Source organism: Pseudomonas sp. PS01297, from assembly GCF_029959305.1.
GTDB lineage: Bacteria > Pseudomonadota > Gammaproteobacteria > Pseudomonadales > Pseudomonadaceae > Aquipseudomonas > Aquipseudomonas helleri.
In genome coordinates this window covers 21,163-40,785 of sequence record NZ_JASCPQ010000027.1, presented here as the reverse complement: position 1 = coordinate 40,785, position 19,623 = coordinate 21,163, and the positions used below count along the sequence as shown (strand labels likewise).

General features: G+C 58.8%; 20 protein-coding genes. 9 read left to right on the top strand and 11 right to left on the bottom strand.

Features of this window, described 5'->3' with window-relative positions:
* The first annotated feature begins 36 nt into the window (after positions 1–36).
* From QMX84_RS10665 to tldD, 3 genes are all read left to right on the top strand, one after another.
* Positions 37–3,849 (top strand): YhdP family protein, encoded by a 3,813-nt coding sequence (locus QMX84_RS10665; RefSeq protein WP_282363784.1) that lies wholly within the window; start codon positions 37–39, stop codon positions 3,847–3,849.
* Between the two features lie 63 nt (positions 3,850–3,912).
* A complete protein-coding gene (locus QMX84_RS10660) occupies positions 3,913–4,761 on the top strand; it encodes a carbon-nitrogen hydrolase family protein (protein WP_153391932.1) in 849 nt (282 codons plus the stop codon).
* Positions 4,762–4,823: 62 nt separating this feature from the next.
* Complete coding sequence (gene tldD, locus QMX84_RS10655) at positions 4,824–6,266, top strand: metalloprotease TldD (protein WP_048368379.1); 1,443 nt, start codon at positions 4,824–4,826, stop codon at positions 6,264–6,266.
* A gap of 44 nt (positions 6,267–6,310) precedes the next feature.
* On the opposite strand, the gene yjgA is transcribed toward tldD, so the two are convergent.
* Positions 6,311–6,832 carry a ribosome biogenesis factor YjgA gene (yjgA, locus tag QMX84_RS10650; protein ID WP_048368378.1) on the bottom strand — a complete coding sequence of 174 codons (522 nt, stop codon included), beginning with the start codon at positions 6,830–6,832 and terminating at the stop codon, positions 6,311–6,313.
* A gap of 107 nt (positions 6,833–6,939) precedes the next feature.
* On the opposite strand from yjgA, the gene pmbA reads away from it, so the two are divergent.
* From pmbA to QMX84_RS10620, 6 genes are all read left to right on the top strand, one after another.
* Positions 6,940–8,286, top strand: a complete 1,347-nt coding sequence (gene pmbA, locus QMX84_RS10645; RefSeq protein ID WP_048368377.1) for a metalloprotease PmbA — start codon at positions 6,940–6,942, stop codon at positions 8,284–8,286.
* 200 nt (positions 8,287–8,486) lie between these two features.
* Positions 8,487–8,882, top strand: a complete 396-nt coding sequence (locus QMX84_RS10640) for a FagA protein (RefSeq protein WP_282363783.1) — start codon at positions 8,487–8,489, stop codon at positions 8,880–8,882.
* A complete protein-coding gene (locus QMX84_RS10635; protein ID WP_282363782.1) occupies positions 8,875–10,251 on the top strand; it encodes a class II fumarate hydratase in 1,377 nt (458 codons plus the stop codon). The genes QMX84_RS10640 and QMX84_RS10635 overlap by 8 nt, the downstream gene beginning before the upstream one ends.
* Positions 10,252–10,284: 33 nt before the next feature.
* Positions 10,285–10,734, top strand: a complete 450-nt coding sequence (locus tag QMX84_RS10630; RefSeq protein WP_048368374.1) for a hypothetical protein — start codon at positions 10,285–10,287, stop codon at positions 10,732–10,734.
* A gap of 1 nt (position 10,735) precedes the next feature.
* Positions 10,736–11,347 (top strand): superoxide dismutase, encoded by a 612-nt coding sequence (locus QMX84_RS10625; RefSeq protein WP_282363781.1) that lies wholly within the window; start codon positions 10,736–10,738, stop codon positions 11,345–11,347.
* Positions 11,348–11,374: 27 nt separating this feature from the next.
* Positions 11,375–12,268 (top strand): ZIP family metal transporter, encoded by an 894-nt coding sequence (locus QMX84_RS10620; RefSeq protein WP_282363780.1) that lies wholly within the window; start codon positions 11,375–11,377, stop codon positions 12,266–12,268.
* A gap of 108 nt (positions 12,269–12,376) precedes the next feature.
* Here the strand turns inward: QMX84_RS10620 and QMX84_RS10615 are convergent, their stop codons facing one another.
* The 10 genes from QMX84_RS10615 to QMX84_RS10570 form a co-directional block, all read right to left on the bottom strand.
* Complete coding sequence (locus QMX84_RS10615) at positions 12,377–12,649, bottom strand: HPr family phosphocarrier protein (RefSeq protein ID WP_048368368.1); 273 nt, start codon at positions 12,647–12,649, stop codon at positions 12,377–12,379.
* A gap of 16 nt (positions 12,650–12,665) precedes the next feature.
* A complete protein-coding gene (rapZ, locus tag QMX84_RS10610; protein ID WP_048368367.1) occupies positions 12,666–13,523 on the bottom strand; it encodes an RNase adapter RapZ in 858 nt (285 codons plus the stop codon).
* Positions 13,524–13,525: 2 nt separating this feature from the next.
* The gene (gene ptsN, locus QMX84_RS10605) at positions 13,526–13,990 is read right to left on the bottom strand and encodes a PTS IIA-like nitrogen regulatory protein PtsN (protein ID WP_048390287.1); all 465 of its coding nucleotides are present in this window, start codon (positions 13,988–13,990) and stop codon (positions 13,526–13,528) included.
* A gap of 12 nt (positions 13,991–14,002) precedes the next feature.
* Positions 14,003–14,311 carry a ribosome-associated translation inhibitor RaiA gene (gene raiA, locus QMX84_RS10600; RefSeq protein WP_048390286.1) on the bottom strand — a complete coding sequence of 103 codons (309 nt, stop codon included), beginning with the start codon at positions 14,309–14,311 and terminating at the stop codon, positions 14,003–14,005.
* 75 nt (positions 14,312–14,386) lie between these two features.
* A complete protein-coding gene (locus tag QMX84_RS10595; RefSeq protein WP_048390283.1) occupies positions 14,387–15,883 on the bottom strand; it encodes an RNA polymerase factor sigma-54 in 1,497 nt (498 codons plus the stop codon).
* Between the two features lie 224 nt (positions 15,884–16,107).
* Positions 16,108–16,833, bottom strand: a complete 726-nt coding sequence (gene lptB, locus QMX84_RS10590; RefSeq protein WP_048368360.1) for an LPS export ABC transporter ATP-binding protein — start codon at positions 16,831–16,833, stop codon at positions 16,108–16,110.
* A complete protein-coding gene (lptA, locus tag QMX84_RS10585) occupies positions 16,833–17,378 on the bottom strand; it encodes a lipopolysaccharide transport periplasmic protein LptA (protein ID WP_048368358.1) in 546 nt (181 codons plus the stop codon). Before lptA ends, lptB begins: the two co-directional genes overlap by 1 nt.
* Positions 17,365–17,937 carry an LPS export ABC transporter periplasmic protein LptC gene (gene lptC, locus QMX84_RS10580; RefSeq protein WP_153333329.1) on the bottom strand — a complete coding sequence of 191 codons (573 nt, stop codon included), beginning with the start codon at positions 17,935–17,937 and terminating at the stop codon, positions 17,365–17,367. Before lptC ends, lptA begins: the two co-directional genes overlap by 14 nt.
* 8 nt (positions 17,938–17,945) lie before the next feature.
* Complete coding sequence (locus tag QMX84_RS10575; RefSeq protein WP_048390280.1) at positions 17,946–18,470, bottom strand: HAD family hydrolase; 525 nt, start codon at positions 18,468–18,470, stop codon at positions 17,946–17,948.
* The gene (locus tag QMX84_RS10570; protein ID WP_153333327.1) at positions 18,470–19,444 is read right to left on the bottom strand and encodes a KpsF/GutQ family sugar-phosphate isomerase; all 975 of its coding nucleotides are present in this window, start codon (positions 19,442–19,444) and stop codon (positions 18,470–18,472) included. Before QMX84_RS10570 ends, QMX84_RS10575 begins: the two co-directional genes overlap by 1 nt.
* Positions 19,445–19,623 lie beyond the last annotated feature (179 nt).

Sequence of the window (19,623 nt, the reverse complement as noted above, 5' to 3'; positions counted from 1 at the left end):
CAGCCCCCTCGACCATCACTGAAGGGGCCACCTGACATGGAGCGTCTGACACGCTTTTTTGCCGCGCTGACCCGCTGGGGATTAGGTCTATGTGCGCTGGTTCTGGTACTTACGGCGCTCTACGTCAGCTTGGGTCGTGAGCTGACGCCACTGATTGCCGAATACCGCGCAGAAATCCAGACCAAGGCACGTGATGCTTTGGGCATGCCGTTGACCATTGGCAGCCTTGAAGGCAGTTGGAAGGGCATGGCGCCGGTGCTGCTGGCGCACGACGTAATGGTCGGCGAGGGCAGCAATGCCTTGCGCTTGGACAACGTGAAGGTGGTGCCCGATGTCTGGGCCAGCCTGCTCAATCGCGATGTGCGGCTTGCCAGCGTGCAACTGGGCGGCCTGCAACTGAGCGCCCGTCAGGACAAAGATGGCCATTGGGCGCTGGAAGGGCTGCCCGTGCAGGACGATCAGCCGCTGGACCCCGAGCAACTGCTGAATCAATTGCAGCGGGTGGCGCGGGTATCGGTGCTCGACAGCCAGGTGACCCTCGAACCCTTCAATCATGCGCCGATGACCCTGACCTATGTCGGTCTGACACTGGACGTGGGGGCTTCTGACCAGCGTCTGGATGCGCGGTTGACCCTGCCTGACGGTCAGCCGCTGGCGCTGAGCCTCAAGACCCAGATCCAGGCCAGCCGCTGGCGCGACGGTGCCGCACAGGCCTATCTGAGCTTGCCGCAGAGTGACTGGGCCAAATGGCTGCCGGCCAACTTGATCCAGCCGTGGAAAGTCTCTGAGTTAAAAGCCGGTGGCGAGTTCTGGCTCAACTGGGGCCATGGCACCGTGCAAAGCGCGGTGGCGCGCCTCAATGCGCCCAAGCTGAGTGGTGCCTATGCCGATCGCAAAGCCGAAACCCTCGACAACCTGGCGCTGCATGCCTGGGTCGAGCGTGGCAAACAGGGGTTCACGGTTACCCTCGATTCACTGGCAATGAACATCGCTGACAAGCGCTGGGAAACCCGCCTGCAGTTGCAACAGTTCGCCGCCACCCAAGGCGAGCAGGAACGTTGGCATTTACAGGCCGATCATCTGGACCTGACGCCGATCACCCCGTTAATGGATTCGCTGGCGCCGGTGCCAGAAGCCGTCGCCAAGGTGATTGACCAACTGAGCGTCACCGGCACCTTGCGCAACGTCCTGGCCGACTACCGGCCAAATGCGACCGACGATCAAAAAATCAGCTTCGCCGCCAACTTGCAGCAAGTGGGCTTCAATGCCACCCACGGTGCACCGGCGGCGCGTAACGTCAGCGGGCTGATCAGTGGTGACCTGGGCAAGGGCGAATTGCGCCTCGACAGCAAAGATTTTGTCCTGCACCTGGACCCGATTTTCGACAAGCCCTGGCAGTACCTGCAAGCCAATGCGTTGCTCAAGTGGACGCTGGATAAAAACAGCTTCACTTTGATCGCGCCCTACATCAAGGTGCTGGGCGAAGAGGGCAAGATTGCCGCTGACTTCTTGATCCGCATCCACATGGATCACTCTCAGGAAGACTACATGGACCTGCGCGTCGGTCTGACCGATGGCGATGGTCGATTCACCCCCAAATACCTGCCGGCCGTCTTGAGCCCGTCGCTGTCCGAGTGGTTGAGCACGGCGATTCTAAAAGGCTCGGTGGAAGAGGGCTTTTTCCAGTACCAAGGCTCACTGGACCACGATGCCGTGGACGCGGCGCGTAACATCAGCCTGTTTTTCAAGGTCCATGGCGCTGAGCTGGCGTTCCAGCCCGGCTGGCCACATGTGCGCGATGTCTCCGGTGACGTGTTTATCGAAGACAGCGGTGTGCGGATCATGGCCAGCAAAGGCCTGTTGCTCGACACCAAAGTGCGCAACGTTGCGGTCAATATCCCTCACGTCCACGCTGGCAAAGTCTCTCACTTGTTTTTGGACGGTGACTTCGACGGCGGTTTGGGCGATGGCCTGAAAATCTTGCAAGAAGCGCCAATTGGCACTGAGTCGACCTTTGCCGGCTGGCAAGGCGAGGGCTCGCTCAAGGGCCGCGTTGATCTCGACATCCCGCTGGAGCATGGCGAAGAGCCGAAAGTCGTGGTGGATTTCAACACCGACAAGGCCCGCCTGAAAATCAGTGATCCAGAACTTGAACTGACCCAACTCAAAGGCGACTTCCGCTTCGACAGCGCCAAGGGCCTGAGCGGCAAAGCCATCAGCGGCCGCGCATTCGACCAGCCGATCAAGGCGCAAATCTTTGCCGAGGGCAAGTCGGGCAAGCTGAGTACCCGCGTGGTGGCAAGCGGTCAGGTAGGGGTTAAAAAACTGACCGACTGGCTCAAGTTCAATCAGCCGATCCCGGTGTCCGGGATGCTGCCTTATCAGTTGCAATTGACCCTGGACGATGCCGACAGCCAGTTGCGGGTCAGTTCGTCACTCAAAGGGGCGACTATCGATTTGCCAGCACCGTTTGGCCTGGCCGCCAATGAAAGCCGCGACGCGGTGTTTCGCATGACCCTGCAAGGGGCCGAGCGCCGTTACTGGTTTGACTACGGTGACTTGGCGAACCTGACCTTTGCCGCCCCCAATGGCAAGTTCGAAGACGGCCGGGGTGAGTTGTTCCTGGGGTATGGCGACCCTGTGTTGCCGGTGACCAAGGGCTTGCGCATTCGCGGTGTGTTGTCAGAACTCGACATTGCCCCGTGGCAGACGCTGGCCGAGCGCTATGCGGGCAAAGACCCGGGTGGCAGCGCCAAACAACTGCTCAGCAGTGCCGACTTCAAAGTGAACAAACTCATCGCCTTCGGCACCCAGCTTGATCAGGTGCGGCTGCAAATGAAGCGCAGCGGGCCTGCCTGGGACCTGAACATCAACAGCAAGCAGGCGACGGGCGCTGTTACGCTGCCGGACGCGAAGAACGCGCCGATCAAAGTGACGATGCAAACCATCCGCCTCCCGGCCCCAGACCCTAAAGCGGTCAGCGACCCCAATGCGCCGGACCCGCTGGCGTCGGTTGACCCGCGCAAGATCCCGGCACTCGACATCATCATTCGCCAGCTCTATCAGGGCGCTGATTTGCTCGGTGCCTGGTCGCTCAACATCCGGCCGACCCCACGCGGGGTCAACCTCAATAACCTGAGCCTGGGCCTCAAGGGCTTGCTGCTCGAAGGCTCGGGCGGCTGGGACGGCGTCGCCGGGGCCAGCAACAGTTGGTACCGGGGCCGGATTGGCGGTGGCAACCTGGCTAACGTGCTGCAGGGCTGGGGTTTTGCCCCGAGCGTGACCAGTGAGGATTTCAAAGTCGATATCGATGGCCGCTGGCCGGGCTCGCCGGCCTGGATTGGCCTGAACCGGTTCTCTGGCACTCTCGATGCCACGTTGAATAAAGGCCGCTTTGTTGAGGTCGACGGCAGCACGCAAGTGGTGCGTATTTTTGGCCTGCTGAATTTCAACGCCATTGGCCGGCGTCTGCGCCTGGACTTCTCGGACCTGTTCAGCAAAGGGCTGAGCTACGACCGGGTCAAAGGCTTCCTGACCGCCAACAACGGCGTATACCGCACCACCTCGCCGATCCTCATGACCGGCCCGTCGACTAACCTTGAACTCAGTGGCACTTTGAACATGGTCTCTGATCAAGTGAACGCGAAACTGCTCGTGACCCTGCCCGTGACCAACAACCTGCCGCTGGCGGCCTTGTTGGTCGGGGGCCCGGCAGCGGGTGGCGCGATGTTTCTGCTCAATAAGCTGATTGGTGATCAGGTGTCACGTTTCGCCAGCGTGCAATACAGCATTCAAGGCCCATGGAACGACCCGAAAATCACCTTCGACAAGCCATTTGAGAAAAACTAGGAGTAGCATGACAACGGCAGTGCCGGTGGGGGCTCTGTCTACACTGTCCATCAAGGGGGCGTGATGTCGTTTGCAGTGATTCAAATGGTTAGCCAGAGCGATGTGCTGGCCAACCTGGCTCAGGCCCGGCGCTTGCTTGAAGACGCGGCGCAACGCGGTGCACAGCTCGCGGTACTGCCGGAAAACTTCGCTGCCATGGGCCGTCGCGATATCGCAGATGTGGGGCGCGCCGAGGCATTGGGCGAAGGTCCGATCCTGCCATGGTTGAAACAGACCGCGCGCGACCTCAAGTTATGGATAGTGGCGGGCACTTTGCCGCTGCCACCAGCGGGTCAGCCAGACGCCAAGGTCAATGCCTGTTCATTGTTGATCAATGCCGACGGCGAGCAAGCGGCGCGGTACGACAAGCTGCATTTGTTTGATGTGGATGTGTCTGACAGCCGGGGTCGTTACCGCGAGTCGGATGACTACGCGCCCGGTGAGCGTGTGGTGGTGGCCGATACGCCGGTGGGCAAATTGGGCCTGACCGTGTGCTACGACCTGCGTTTTCCGGAGTTGTACAGCGAATTGCGCGCTGCCGGGGCTGAGCTGATCACCGCGCCTTCGGCTTTTACCGCCGTGACCGGTGCTGCACATTGGGACATTCTGATTCGGGCACGGGCCATCGAAACTCAATGTTATGTACTGGCCGCCGCTCAAGGTGGTGTTCACCCCGGCCCGCGTGAAACCTACGGGCATGCGGCAATCATCGACCCGTGGGGCCGGGTGTTGGCAGAACAGGCGCAAGGCGAGGGCGTATTGCTGGCCGCGCGCGATGCTGACGAACAAGCCGCCATCAGGGCGCGCATGCCGGTGGTGAACCATCGGCGGTTTTTTTCGCAGGGCGCACAGCGACCTGCACAGCAGGACTAATTTTCAGGCCCGTGGGTTCAGTGCATCCATGATGCTGAAGCAGGGGCCAAGACGGAGTGAATATGAGCGAGTTGTTGACCTCAGTCAGCGAACACCTGTTGGCACCGGGCGGTGTCACCCTCGACAGCCTGCAAGGCGTATTGGGTGACTTGGCCGGGCCGGGCATTGATGCGGCAGATTTGTATTTTCAGGGGCAGATTTCCGAATCCTGGGCACTGGAAGACGGCATCGTCAAAGAAGGCAGCTTCAACCTCGATCAGGGTGTTGGTGTGCGTGCCCAGTCCGGTGAAAAAACCGGTTTTGCTTACAGCAATGCCATCACCCTGGAAGCTTTGGGGCTGGCGGCGCGGGCTGCGCGTTCCATCTCCCGTGCCGGGCAAAACGGCACGGTGCAAGCCTTTACAACCCAAGACGTGGCGCAACTGTACGCCCCGGATAACCCCCTGGAAGTCATCACCCGCGCCGAAAAAGTTGAGTTGCTCAAGCGCGTCGATGCGGCCACCCGTGCTCTGGACCCACGCATCCAGCAAGTGACCGTGAGCATGGCCGGGGTGTGGGAGCGCATTCTGGTGGCCTCCACCGACGGCGGGCTGGCAGCCGATGTGCGCCCGCTGGTGCGTTTCAATGTCAGTGTGATCGTCGAACAAAATGGCCGTCGCGAGCGCGGTGGCCATGGTGGCGGTGGCCGTACCGACTACCGCTACTTCCTGACCGACGACCGCGCCATGGGCTACGCCCGTGAGGCGTTGCGCCAGGCGCTGGTCAACCTCGAAGCCGTGCCGGCCCCTGCGGGCACCATGCCGGTGGTCCTGGGCTCCGGCTGGTCGGGCGTACTGCTGCACGAAGCGGTAGGGCACGGCCTTGAAGGTGACTTCAACCGCAAAGGCAGCTCGGCCTACAGCGGTCGCATGGGCGAAATGGTTGCTTCCAAACTGTGCACCATCGTCGATGACGGCACCCTGGCCGGTCGTCGTGGTTCGTTGAGCGTCGATGACGAAGGCACTCCGACCGAGTGCACAACGCTGATTGAAAACGGCGTGCTCAAGGGCTACATGCAAGACAAGCTCAATGCGCGCCTGATGGGCGTCGCACGTACTGGTAACGGCCGTCGCGAATCTTATGCGCACTTGCCCATGCCGCGCATGACTAACACCTACATGTTGGGTGGTGAAAGTGATCCGGCAGAAATCATCGCCTCGGTTAAAAAGGGCATTTACTGCGCCAATCTGGGCGGTGGTCAGGTCGACATCACCAGTGGCAAGTTTGTGTTTTCCACCAGCGAGGCTTACTTGATCGAAGACGGCAAAATCACTCGCCCAGTCAAAGGCGCGACCCTGATTGGCAACGGGCCGGAAGCGATGAGCAAAGTGTCGATGGTCGGTAACGACCTGTCGCTGGACAGCGGCGTCGGAACCTGTGGCAAGGATGGGCAGTCGGTACCGGTCGGTGTCGGGCAGCCAACCCTGAAAATTGATGCGATTACCGTAGGCGGTACGGGCGGTTGATGGGGAGCGGGTGGGTTGCAGGGCAACCCACCCACGTACGAGATTTAACGCAGACCGCGTTGCGTCTCGTCCAACCCACGAATGTACTTGAACAATTTGCGGCTTGAGGCCGGTGCCTTGTTATGAGCCAGTTCGTGTTTGGCCTGACGGATGACCGAGCGCATTTGCTGGCGGTCAGCCTCAGGGAACTCGACAACAAATTTTTCCAGTACAGCGTCGTCGCCTTCGAGCAGGCGATCACGCCAGCGCTCGAGGTTGTGGAAACGCTCGTTGTATTGGCGAGAAGAGGCATCGACTTGATCGATCAAAGCAAGAATTTCGTCGATCGGTTGATCGCGCATCAGTTTGCCGATGAACATCAGATGGCGCTTGCGCGCAATATGAGCCGTGTGTTTTGGAGCATCTGCCAGAGCCTTACGCATAGCGTCAGTCAAAGGCATTTTGTTCAGCAAATCAGGCTTGAGCGTTGTAAGGCGCTCGCCCAGATCAACCAGAGCATGCAGCTCTTTCTTGACCTGTGTTTTGCTTTTTTCGCCGTCGAAGGCGTCGTCGTAAGAATCAACCATGGTGGCAGTCCGCAAAGAAACGCCGCCATGATAACCAGTCGGAGGCCGCTTGTCCGGCCTGGTCGCTCGGCGGCCCTACCGAAAACAGAATTTGAGTGGAGAAAACCATGAGTGCAGTACAAAGCGTCGGCCCGCAGGCCTTGCCGGCACTGCAACAGCAGGTCGAGCAAATCATCGCCGAAGCCAAGCGCCAGGGCGCCAGCGCCTGCGAAGTCGCGGTGTCGCTGGAGCAGGGCCTGTCGACCTCTGTACGCCAGCGCGAAGTCGAAACCGTTGAGTTCAATCGCGACCAGGGTTTTGGCATCACGCTCTATGTAGGACAGCGCAAAGGCTCGGCCAGCACCTCGGCCAGCGGCCCGGATGCCATCCGCGAAACCGTCGCGGCGGCCTTGGCGATTGCCAAGCACACCTCCGAAGACGAAAGCTCGGGCCTGGCCGACGCCAGCCTGATGGCCCGCGACCTGAAAGATTTTGATGTGTTCCACACGTGGGATATCACGCCAGAGCAAGCCATCGAAAAGGCTTTGGCTTGCGAAGCTGCGGCTTTTGACGCAGACAGCCGCATCAAAAACGCCGACGGCACCACCCTCAGCACCCACCAGGGCTGCCGTGTGTACGGCAACAGCAATGGCTTTATCGGTGGTTCGGCGTCTACCCGCCACAGCTTGAGCTGCGTGATGATCGCCGAAGGCGACGGGCAAATGCAGCGTGACTACTGGTATGACGTGAACTGCCAGGGCGAGTTGCTGATGGACGCCGTCAGCATCGGCCAGCGCGCTGCAGAGCGCGCCGCCCGCCGCCTCGGTTCGCGCCCGGTGCCGACCTGCGAAGTCCCGGTATTGTTTTCGGCCGAACTGGCCGGTGGCTTGTTCGGCAGCTTTTTGGGCGCGATTTCGGGGGGCAACCTGTACCGTAAATCGTCGTTCTTGCTGGACGCGTTGGGGCAGCAGATTTTCCCTGAGTGGCTGACCCTGGACGAGCGTCCGCATCTGGTCCGTGCCATGGGCAGTTCCTCCTTCGATAACGATGGCCTGGCCACTTACGCCAAACCGTTCATCAAAGACGGCGAGCTGGTGTCCTACATCCTCAGCACATACTCGGGCCGAAAACTGGGTCTACCGAGCACCGCCAACGCAGGCGGCGTGCACAACCTGTTTGTGACCCACGGTGACGAAGACCAGGCAGCCCTGATCCGCCGCATGGGCCGAGGTTTGCTGGTGACTGAACTGATGGGCAGCGGCCTCAACATGGTCACGGGCGACTACTCCCGTGGCGCGGCGGGTTTCTGGGTTGAGAACGGTGAAATCCAGTTCCCGGTTCAAGAAGTGACCATCGCGGGCAACATGCGTGACATGTTCAAACAGATCGTTGCCGTGGGTAACGACCTGGAACTGCGCAGCAACATCCGCACCGGCTCGGTGCTGATCGAGCGCATGACCGTCGCGGGCAGCTAAACCTTCCCGGTTGTAATCAAGGCGTATCACCTTCGCGGGTGATACGCCTTTTTTTTAAACCCAACCTCTGTAGGAGCGAGCTTGCCTCGCGATCTTTTACAGGATTAAGAGATCGCGAGACAAAGGTCTGTCCAAGGCAGGCTTGTTTTGATAATCAATATCGCTTAATAATGAATCTCATTATCGAGCGAGCCTAGGTCATGAGTTCAGCCTTGCATGAAGGCCCTTATCTGGAAAGCTGGCGCTGGATGAGCCGCCAGATCCGTTGCGGCCTGGCGCCCGACGAGCCGCGCCTGATTGAGCACTATCTGGCCGAAGGCCGATACCTGGCCGGTTGCACGACGACTTCTCCCTGGATGATTTCTGCTACCGAGTTCCGGCTCTTGCTGGACACCGCCGCTGATACGGCCCTGCCGTGGCACTGGCGCAACCTGTGCCTGGACCATGCATGGCGCCCGCTGCGCGATATGGAAACTCAAGCCCTGTGTAACTGCCGCCTCAAGCGCTGGCAAAGCTTTGCCTGGCAATTGGCGACCTGCGAACTCGAACCTTCAATTTCTTTAACAGAACTGCTGCAAGGATTTCCTGATGAGTAATACGCGTATCGAACGGGACAGCATGGGTGAATTGCACGTGCCTGAGGCCGCGCTGTATGGCGCGCAAACACAGCGTGCGGTTGACAACTTCCCGATCAGCCATCAACGCATGCCCGCGCAATTCATTCGCGCACTGATTCTGGCCAAGGCCGCTGCCGCCAAGGCCAACGTTGAACTCAAGCAAATCAGCGAAGCGCAGGGCAATGCCATTGTCGAAGCCACGCAGATCCTGCTGTCCGGCGATTTCATGGAGCACTTCCCGGTGGATATTTTCCAGACCGGTTCGGGCACCAGTTCCAACATGAACGCCAACGAAGTCATCGCCACACTGGCAACCCGCGTGCTGGGCGAAGTGGTCAACCCCAACGATCACGTCAACTGCGGGCAAAGCAGCAACGACATCATCCCGACCACCATTCACGTCAGCGCTGCACTGGGCTTGCACGAAGAACTGCTGCCGGCCCTCAAGCATCTGGTCGAGGTGATTGAGCACAAGGCCGAGCAGGTTCACGTCTACGTTAAAACCGGGCGTACACACCTGATGGACGCCATGCCGGTGCGCATGAGCCAGGTGCTCAATGGTTGGGCGCAACAGCTCAAGGCCAATATCGAGCACCTGCACAACCTGCAACCGGCCCTGCAGTCGCTGGCCCAGGGCGGCACGGCGGTGGGCACGGGGATCAACGCGCACCCGCAATTCGCCGCGCTGTTCAGCCAGCAACTCAGTGCGCTGACCCACGTGCAATTCACGCCGGGTAAAGACCTGTTTGCCTTGATTGGCTCGCAGGACACCGCCGTATCTGTTTCGGGCCAGCTTAAAGCGACCGCTGTATCGCTGATGAAAATCGCCAACGACCTGCGCTGGATGAACTCTGGCCCGCTGGCAGGCTTGGGCGAAATTGAACTGCAAGGCTTGCAGCCGGGCTCGTCAATCATGCCGGGCAAGGTCAACCCGGTGATCCCGGAAGCCACCGCCATGGTCGCTGCCCAGGTGATCGGCAATGACACGGTGATCACCATCGCCGGGCAGTCAGGCAACTTTGAGCTCAACGTGATGCTGCCGGTGATTGCACACAACCTGTTGAGCAGCATCGAGCTGTTGGCCAACTCCAGCCGCTTGCTGGCCGACAAAGCCATTGCCACCTTCAAGGTCAACGAAGCCAAGCTCAAGGAAGCGCTGTCGCGCAACCCGATTCTGGTCACGGCGCTGAACCCGATCATCGGCTATCAAAAGGCGGCCGAAATTGCCAAGGCCGCCTACCAGCAGGGGCGCCCGGTGATTGATGTGGCCCTTGAGTACACCGATCTGCCGCGCAGCCAGCTTGAAGTCTTGCTCAACCCCGAGAAATTGACCGCCGGCGGCGTTTAACCCCACGCCCCACACACTGCTTTGGAGGTTCACATGGAGCACTGGAAACGCACGATCGAAAGAGCCAACCGCTGTTTCGCTGAGGGCGAGCTGGTCGATGCCCGAGAACATTACTTGCAGGCGCTGGCACTGGCACAAGTGCTGTTTGAGCGCTGGAGTGATGCCGACGAAGCAGTGGCGGCCTGTGTCATTTCCCACCACAACCTGGCGGATCTGCATTTGCGCCTTAACCAGCCGGAGGAGAGTGTTGAGTACCTGTGCGCGATTCACCAGCGGTTACTGCAAACCATGCAGAACCCCCGCCTGGCGCCTGCGCTGCGTGAAGCCGCGCTGCGTCAGAGCAGCAAAACTTACGTTGAGCTTTTGAACTTTATCAGCGATCACGGCGAATACCCGCGTTCTGAACTGTTGCTCAAAAGCCCTGTGGCTCAGTCAAGTCACGAATTCTCAACCGTCAGCGGCCATCACTCAGGAGCACATTGATATGACTTACACCTTGCCTGCCTTGCCTTACGCCTACGACGCGCTTGAGCCGCATATCGATGCGCAAACCATGGAAATTCACTACACCAAGCACCACCAGACTTACATCAACAACCTCAATGCCGCGGTTGACGGCACGGAGTGGGCAAAATGGCCAGTTGAAAAACTGGTCGCCAGCGTCCAGGAGCTGCCTGAAAACCTGCGTGCAGCGGTGATCAATCAGGGCGGCGGGCATGCTAACCACTCACTGTTCTGGGAAGTCATGAGCCCAACCGGCGGCGGCACCCCAAAGGACGCATTGGCCAAGGCTATTGATGAACAGTTGGGTGGGCTGGAGACGTTCAAGGAAAACTTCACCAAAGCGGCCCTGACCCGTTTCGGCAGTGGCTGGGCCTGGCTCAGCGTGACCCCGGAGAAAAAACTGGTCATCGAAAGCAGCGGTAACCAGGACAGCCCGCTGATGAACGGCAACACCCCGATTCTGGGGCTGGACGTTTGGGAACACGCTTACTACCTGCGTTATCAGAACCGCCGCCCGGAATACATTAATGCGTTTTACAACGTGATTAATTGGCCCGAAGTCGAGCGGCGCTATGCAGCTGCGATTGCCTAAGCCGACCCAGAAGGATTCAGGCAGATTATGGGCACGCAAATATTAGCGGTGAGTGGCGTGCGGATGTTCCGCTATGCGCTGGGCACGCTCTTGCTGTTGGCGGGCACGGCCTTGCTGGTGGCCAAGGGGTTGGTCTGGCTGGATCTTGAGCCCAGGTTGTTGCGAGCACTGCAAGGCGGTGCGCTGTGTGCGCTGGGCACCGCCTTGGGCGCCGTGCCGGTATTGGTTATCCGCAAAATGCCGGTTGCGGTGAGCGACACCTTGCTGGGTTTTGGGGCGGGGGTCATGTTGGCGGCCACGGCATTCTCATTGATTGTGCCGGGCATTGCGGCGGCGCAAAATCTTGGGCTGTCGTCATGGGGCGCTAGCGGCCTGGTCAGTGCGGGTATTTTGCTGGGGGCATTTTTTCTGTTTCTGGTCGACCTCAAGGTCTCCGGGGCTGCCCCTGAAATGATCATCAGCAAGCCCGGCGAGCCCGTGATTGCGCCGCGCATCTGGCTGTTCGTGATTGCCATCATTGCGCACAACATCCCGGAAGGGATGGCGGTCGGGGTGTCAGCGGGCGGCGGCATGCCAGATGCTGACAGCCTGGCGATGGGCATTGCCTTGCAGGACGTCCCGGAGGGCCTGGTGATTGCGCTGGTACTGGCGGGTGCAGGCATGTCGCGGGTCAAGGCGTTCTTGATCGGTGCGGCCTCCGGCCTGGTAGAGCCGGTGTTTGCGCTGCTGTGTGCCTGGCTGGTCAACCTGGCCGAAGTGTTATTGCCGTTTGGACTGGCGTTGGCGGCGGGTGCGATGTTGTTGGTGGTCACTCAAGAAGTGATCCCCGAATCGCGGCGCAACGGTCACGAAAAGCTCGCAAGCCTGGGCTTGTGCATCGGCTTTTGCCTGATGATGGTGATGGACACCGCACTGGGCTAACGCCCGCATTGATGCCCTAAAAACCCGTAGGAGCGAGCTTGCCTCGCGATCTTTTGATCTTAAAAGATCGCGAGGCAAGCTCGCGCCTACGGTACGCCGGGCTGTTCTTCACTCACCCTCATCGAAGTAGTTGTTGATGAGTTTGACCAGTGCGTCGAGCGCTTCCTGTTCCTGCTCGCCTTCAGTCTTCAAATGGATCTTGGTGCCTTTGCCGGCAGCGAGCATCATCATGGCCATGATGCTCTTGCCGTCAACCATAGATTCAGGAGTGCGGCCCGCTCTTACCTGACACGGAAACTTCCCGGCGACGCCGACGAACTTTGCTGATGCCCGAGCGTGCAAGCCCAGTTTGTTGATGATTTCGATTTCCAGAGCAGGCATCGCGGGGTGGGTCCTTTCAAGTCAGGTCGCGGTGGCGAACCTGGACGTTCTTAAGAGTTTCTTGCAGGCATTTGCCAAGCCGCTCGGTCAGGTACACCGAGCGGTGATGGCCGCCTGTGCAGCCGATAGCAATGGTCACATAAGCACGATTGCTGGCGGCAAAGCGGGGTAGCCATTTAAGCAGGTAGCTGGAGATGTCCTGAAACATCTCTTCAACATCCGGCTGTGCGGCGAGGTAATCCGCCACGGGTTGATCCAGGCCCGACTGCTCGCGCAGTTCCGGTTTCCAATACGGGTTGGGCAGGCAGCGCACGTCAAACACCAGGTCAGCGTCTACCGGCATGCCGCGCTTGAAGCCAAACGATTCAATCAGGAACGCAGTACCCGGTTCGGGCTTGTTCAGCAGGCGCAACTTGATCGTATCGCGCAACTGATACAGGTTCAGATTGGTGGTGTTGACGGTCAGGTCGGCAAGGTCGGCAATTGGCCCCAGCAAGTGAGTTTCATCGCGAATGGCTTCTGCCAGCGAGCGGCTTTCACTGCTCAGCGGGTGCCGGCGACGAGTTTCCGAGAAGCGCTTGAGCAGGGTTTCTTCATCGGCATCCAGATACAGGACATCGCACTGGATATGCCGGTTGCGCACCTCTTCAAGCAATTGCGGAAAGCGTGACAGGTGGCTCGGCAGGTTACGCGCATCAATGGAGACGGCGACCAGCGGTTGCGGTAATTCTGTGTGGATCAGTGCGCGTTCCGCCAGCTCAGGCAGCAAGCCGGCCGGCAGGTTGTCGATGCAATAAAAACCGTTGTCTTCGAGGACCGCGAGGGCTGTACTTTTTCCGGAGCCGGAGCGTCCGCTGACAATGACTAAGCGCATGATTAATGACCGTTCTGTACGTCCAGAACAACCTGATACAACGCTTCGTTGCTGGGTGCGCTGCGCAATCTTTCGCGCACGTCTTTGCGGTCGAGCATGCTGGCGATCTGCCGGAGCAGTTCCAGGTGCGCATCGGTAGCCGCTTGTGGCACCAGCAAAACGAACAAAAGGTCGACCGGTGCGCCATCGATGGCGTCGAAATCTATGGGGGCGTCCAGGTGCAGCAAGGCGCTGATGGGCGACTCGCAGCCAGCCAGACGGCAGTGAGGTATTGCGATGCCGTTGCCAAAACCGGTGGAGCCCAGTTTTTCACGGGCGATCAGCGCCTCAAACACTTTTTGCGCGTCCAGATCAGGTACTTCCCGGCTGATCAGGTTGGCAACTTGTTCGAGTGCGCGCTTTTTACTGCCGCCCGGCGCGTTCACCAAGGAACGGCCGGGGGTCAGGATATTTTCAAGTCGAATCATGGTGATGGAGTATTAACGACCCGTTGCGCCCTGGAGCTGCCTTTGGGTCTTTTCCTTATGCTTTATCAGTTGGCGATCAAGCTTCTCGTAGAGGCTGTCGATAGCGGCGTACATGTCTTCATTGACCGCATTGGCGACAACTTCTCCACCGGGAATATTGAGAGTGGCTTCGATTTTCTGTTGAAGCTTTTCAACAGAGAGGATCACCTGCACGTTGGTGATTTTGTCGTAGTGCTGTTCCAGGCGTTTGAGTTTGTCATCGATCGATTTGCGCAGTGCTGGGGTGACTTCCAGATGTTGTCCACTGATGTTGACTTGCATACAGTTTCTCCTTCTGTTGCCATTGCATAAAGTGACAGGCCGAAGCGCCTGCCACTGAAACGCTGTGACCCGTACTTACATCAAACGCTTGCGTTCGCTCGAAGGCGCAATCCCAAGGGATTCGCGGTACTTGGCGACGGTCCGACGGGCCACCTGAATACCTTGTGCCTCCAGTAAACCAGCGATCTTGCTGTCACTCAACGGCTTTTTCTGATTTTCAGCGGCGACCAGTTTTTTGATGATCGCGCGGATCGCGGTGGACGAGCATTCACCGCCTTCCGAGGTGCTGACGTGGCTGGAAAAAAAGTACTTCAATTCATAAATACCGCGCGGGGTATGCATGAATTTTTGTGTGGTGACGCGCGAAATCGTTGATTCGTGCATGCCGACCGCTTCTGCGATGTCATGCAGTACCAGCGGCTTCATGGCCTCATCGCCATATTCCAGAAAGCCACGCTGATGCTCGACGATTTGGGTCGCTACTTTCATCAGTGTTTCATTGCGGCTCTGCAGGCTTTTGATAAACCAGCGGGCTTCTTGCAACTGGTTGCGCATGAAGGTGTTGTCGGCGCTGGTGTCGGCACGGCGCACGAAGCCTGCGTATTGCGGGTTGACCCGCAGGCGTGGCACCGACTCCTGGTTCAGCTCGACCAGCCAGCGGTCGTTGTCCTTGCGAACGATGACGTCAGGAACCACGTATTCCGCTTCGCTGGACTCGATTTGCGAACCCGGACGCGGGTTGAGGCTTTGCACCAGTTCAATGACCTGGCGCAGCTCGTCTTCCTTGAGCTTCATGCGCCGCATCAGCTGGCTGTAGTCACGTGCGCCGAGCAAGTCGATGTAGTCAGTGACCAGACGCTTGGCTTCGTTGATCCAGGGCGTCTTGGCGGGCAACTGGCGCAATTGCAGCAGCAAGCACTCGCCCAGGTTACGGGCGCCAATGCCGGCTGGCTCAAATTGTTGAATGCGGTGCAGGACGGCTTCGATCTCGTCGAGTTCGATATCGAGTTCCGGATCAAAGGCTTCCAGAATTTCTTCGAGTGTTTCGTCGAGGTAACCCTGGTTGTTGATGCAGTCGATGAGTGTCACAGCGATCAGGCGATCGGTGTCCGACATCGGTGCCAGGTTCAATTGCCACAACAGATGGCTTTGCAGGCTCTCGCCGGCCGAGGTGCGGGTGGTGAAGTCCCACTCGTCATCATCGCTGCTGGGCAGGCTGCTGGCGCTGGTCTGGTAGATGTCTTCCCAGGCCGTGTCGACCGGCAGTTCGTTGGGGATACGCTCGCTCCAGTCGCCGTCTTCCAGATTGTCCACGGTAGGGGCGGACTCTTGCTGGTAGGAAGGCTCCTGAATATCGCTGTTGGGTTTTTGCTCGATGTTGTCGGCCAGAGGGTCCGAGTTGTCGAAGTCGTCGCCTTCTTCCTGGCGTTCGAGCATCGGATTGGATTCCAGGGCCTCCTGGATTTCCTGTTGCAGGTCCAGGGTCGACAGTTGGAGCAAACGGATGGCCTGTTGCAGCTGAGGCGTCATCGTCAGCTGCTGGCCCATTCTCAAGACTAGCGATGGTTTCATGGCAGGGGCTTAACACCTTATTCGCCGGCGCGCATGGCGCCATCCACTACAGGGCGCGTGAGCGCCAAACTTAAGCAAATTATATGCCTGAAAGCGGGGCGTTTGCCTAGGGGGCATTTTTAATAAGTTTGTGCTAGGGCGGCAATCTGCGGGAGGGCGCCACTTGAAGGATTCGGCAACATGGGCGGTTGCCTGATGCTTCAAATGGCGCTCAGGGTACAGCTTTAGAGGCGGAACTCGTGGCCCAGATACACTTCTCGCACCAACTTGTTGGCGAGAATCGTTTCAGCATCGCCTTCAGCGATCAATTGACCGTCGTTGACGATATAGGCTGTTTCGCAAATATCGAGCGTCTCACGGACGTTGTGGTCAGTGATCAGCACGCCAATGCCTTTGGCCTTGAGGTGGTGAATGATTTGCTTGATATCGCCCACCGAGATGGGGTCAACGCCTGCAAAAGGTTCATCGAGCAGGATGAACTTGGGGTTGGTCGCCAGGGCGCGGGCGATTTCTACACGGCGACGCTCACCGCCGGACAGGCTCATGCCGAGGTTGTCGCGGATGTGATTGATATGGAACTCCTGCAGCAGGCTTTCCAGCTCTTTGCGGCGGCCAGCCTTGTCGAGCTCCTTGCGTGTCTCAAGAATCGCCATGATGTTATCGGCGACCGACAGCTTGCGGAAGATCGAGGCTTCTTGCGGCAGGTAGCCGATGCCGGCGCGTGCGCGACCGTGCATGGGCTGGTGGCTGACGTCCAGGTCGTCGATCAGCACACGGCCCTGATCCGCTTGTACCAGGCCGACAATCATGTAGAAGCAGGTGGTTTTACCCGCGCCGTTAGGCCCGAGCAAACCGACGATCTGCCCACTGTCGATCGACAGGCTGACATCGCGTACCACTTGGCGACTCTTGTAGCTTTTAGCCAGATGCTGGGCTTTCAGGGTTGCCATTACTGGGCCTTCTGCTGGTCGGTTTTACTCTTTGGCTGGATCACCATGTCAATGCGTGGACGAGGCGCAGTGACGTTCGTGCCATTGGCCCGGCCGGCATTGGCGACTTGCTTCACGGTGTCGTAGACGATCTTCTCGCCTTCGGTCGTGTTGCCTTCGTTGATGACTTTAGCCTTGTCGATCAGCACGATGCGGTTTTGCGGCGCGTGATATTGAATCGTCACGGCGTACGCCTGAACCGGTTTTGGATCACCGACTTTTTGCAGTTGTTCGAAATACGCCAGGTTGCCGACCGAGGTCACCACGTCAATATCGCCCGCTGCGGTGCGGGTAAGGGTGACGGTGTTACCGGTAATTTTCATGGACCCTTGGGTGATGATCACATCGCCCTTGTAAGTCGCAACGCCTTGTTTGTCATCCAGTTGGGCTTCGTCGGCCTGGATACGGATAGGCTGCTTGTTGTCATCCGGCAGAGCCCAGGCGCTCGCGCTTCCCAGTGCTGCGCTCAGGCTGAGCAATAAAGGGAGGGTTTTAACGAGACTCATACTGTCCTCTTACGTTGGACAGCAGGTCCATCCTGCCGTCTTTCAAATATGCTTTCATTCCCTTACCAGTCGTCACACCACCGGCGCCGTCGATTCTAACGTCTCGGTCGGTCTGCGCATATTCCTTCTGCGGGAATACAGTCATGCGGGTCGTGGTAATAATCGTAGTGCGGTTTTTATCGTCGGTGCGTGCAACGCGCACAGAATCGATGAGTTCGACCTGAGTACCGTCCGGGTTAACTTCGCCGCGCTCGCTCTGAACGTGCCACGGGAAGGGTGTGCCGCGGAAAATTTGCATGTCTGGCTTGGTCATTAATGTGACTTCAGAAGCCTGCAAATGTTCGACCTTGTCAGATGTCAGCTCATATTGCAGCTTGCCATCGGGCAAGAACTGCAGGCTGTGAGCATTGATTGCGTAATAGTCGATAGCGGTGTCATCGACAGGCGCAACAGGCTTGTCGAGAAAGCGCTCCGGGCTGATATTCCAGTAGCCAACGGCCGCAAACAGCGCGGCAATGACTGCGAATAACAGAATGTTGCGAATCTTTTTACTCAGCATAAAACGCTCTATAAGTAGGCGGCGAGGGCTGCATCAAGGCGCCCTTGAGCGCGCAGGATCAGCTCGCAAAATTCGCGGGCGGCACCTTCGCCACCGCGTGCCTGGGTAGTGCCGTGGGCGTGCTCGCGAACAAAACCGGCAGCGTTGGCCACCGCCATGCCCAGGCCGACCCGGCGTATGACGGGCAGGTCGGGCAGGTCGTCACCCAAGTAGGCAACCTGTTCATAGCTTAGGCCGAGTTGGCCGAGAAGCTCGTCCAATACCACCAATTTATCTTCGCGCCCCTGATAGAGGTGCGGGATGCCCAGGTTTTGTGCGCGCCGTTCAACGACCGGGGTCTTGCGACCACTGATGATTGCGGTCTGCACACCGCCAGCCATCAGCATCTTGATGCCTTGGCCGTCCAGAGTGTTGAAGGTCTTGAATTCGCTGCCGTCTTCGAGGAAGTACAGGCGACCGTCGGTCAGTACACCGTCGACGTCAAAAACAGCGAGTTTGATGTGTTTGCCACGCTCAAGCAGATCGCTGGTCATTACATTACTCCTGCGCGCAACAAGTCGTGCATGTTCAAGGCGCCCACCGGGCGATCATCCTTGTCGACCACGACCAGCGCGCTGATCTTGTGGTCTTCCATGATTTTCAGGGCTTCGGCGGCCAGCATGTCGGCCTTGGCCGTTTTGCCGTGCGGCGTCATGACCGAATCGATGGTTGCATTGCGAATATCGATTTCGCGGTCCAGGGTGCGGCGCAAGTCGCCGTCAGTGAAGATCCCGGCCAGTCGCCCGTCTTCTTCAACGACAACGGTCATGCCAAGGCCTTTGCGGGTCATTTCCATCAAGGCGTCTTTAAGCAAGGTGCCGCGGACCACGTTTGGCAGTTCATCGCCAGAGTGCATCACGTTGTCGACTTTCAGCAGCAGGCGACGGCCCAGGGCGCCACCGGGGTGCGAGAAGGCGAAGTCTTCGGCGGTAAAGCCGCGCGCTTCGAGCAATGCCACGGCCAGGGCGTCGCCCATGACCAGCGCTGCGGTGGTCGAGGAAGTCGGCGCCAGGTTCAGTGGGCAGGCTTCGTGGGCAACATGAACGTTGAGGTTCACCTCGGCGGCTTTGGCCAGCGTCGAGTTCGGGTTGCCGGTCACGCTGATCAGCTTGATGCCCAGGCGCTTGATCAGTGGCAGCAGGGTAACGATTTCGGCCGTGGTGCCGGAGTTCGACAAGGCCAGAATGATGTCATCGCTGGTGATCATGCCCATGTCGCCATGGCTGGCTTCTGCGGGATGAACAAAAAAAGCCGTGGTGCCGGTGCTGGCCAGGGTGGCGGCAATTTTATTGCCGACATGCCCGGATTTGCCCATGCCGACCACGACAACCCGGCCTTTACTTGCCAGAATCATCTCGCAAGCGCGTACGAAATCAGCGTCGATATGAGCCAGCAAACCTTCGACGGCTTCCAGTTCAAGACGGATAGTACGGTGGGCAGATTGAATCAGGTCGCTGGATTGGCTCATGTTTGAAGTCGGGTAGCCTGAGAAAAGGCGACGATTATAGCGGTTATGCGCAATTCCCTCACGCTTGATCGTGATGCTTTGTTGCACCAGGTTACAAGTCAGTGTCAGGACTGCGGTTAATTTGGCATTTATTAACTGTCTGGAACCTGTGAGGGCACTCCTTCGGTCTTGGGCGGTCA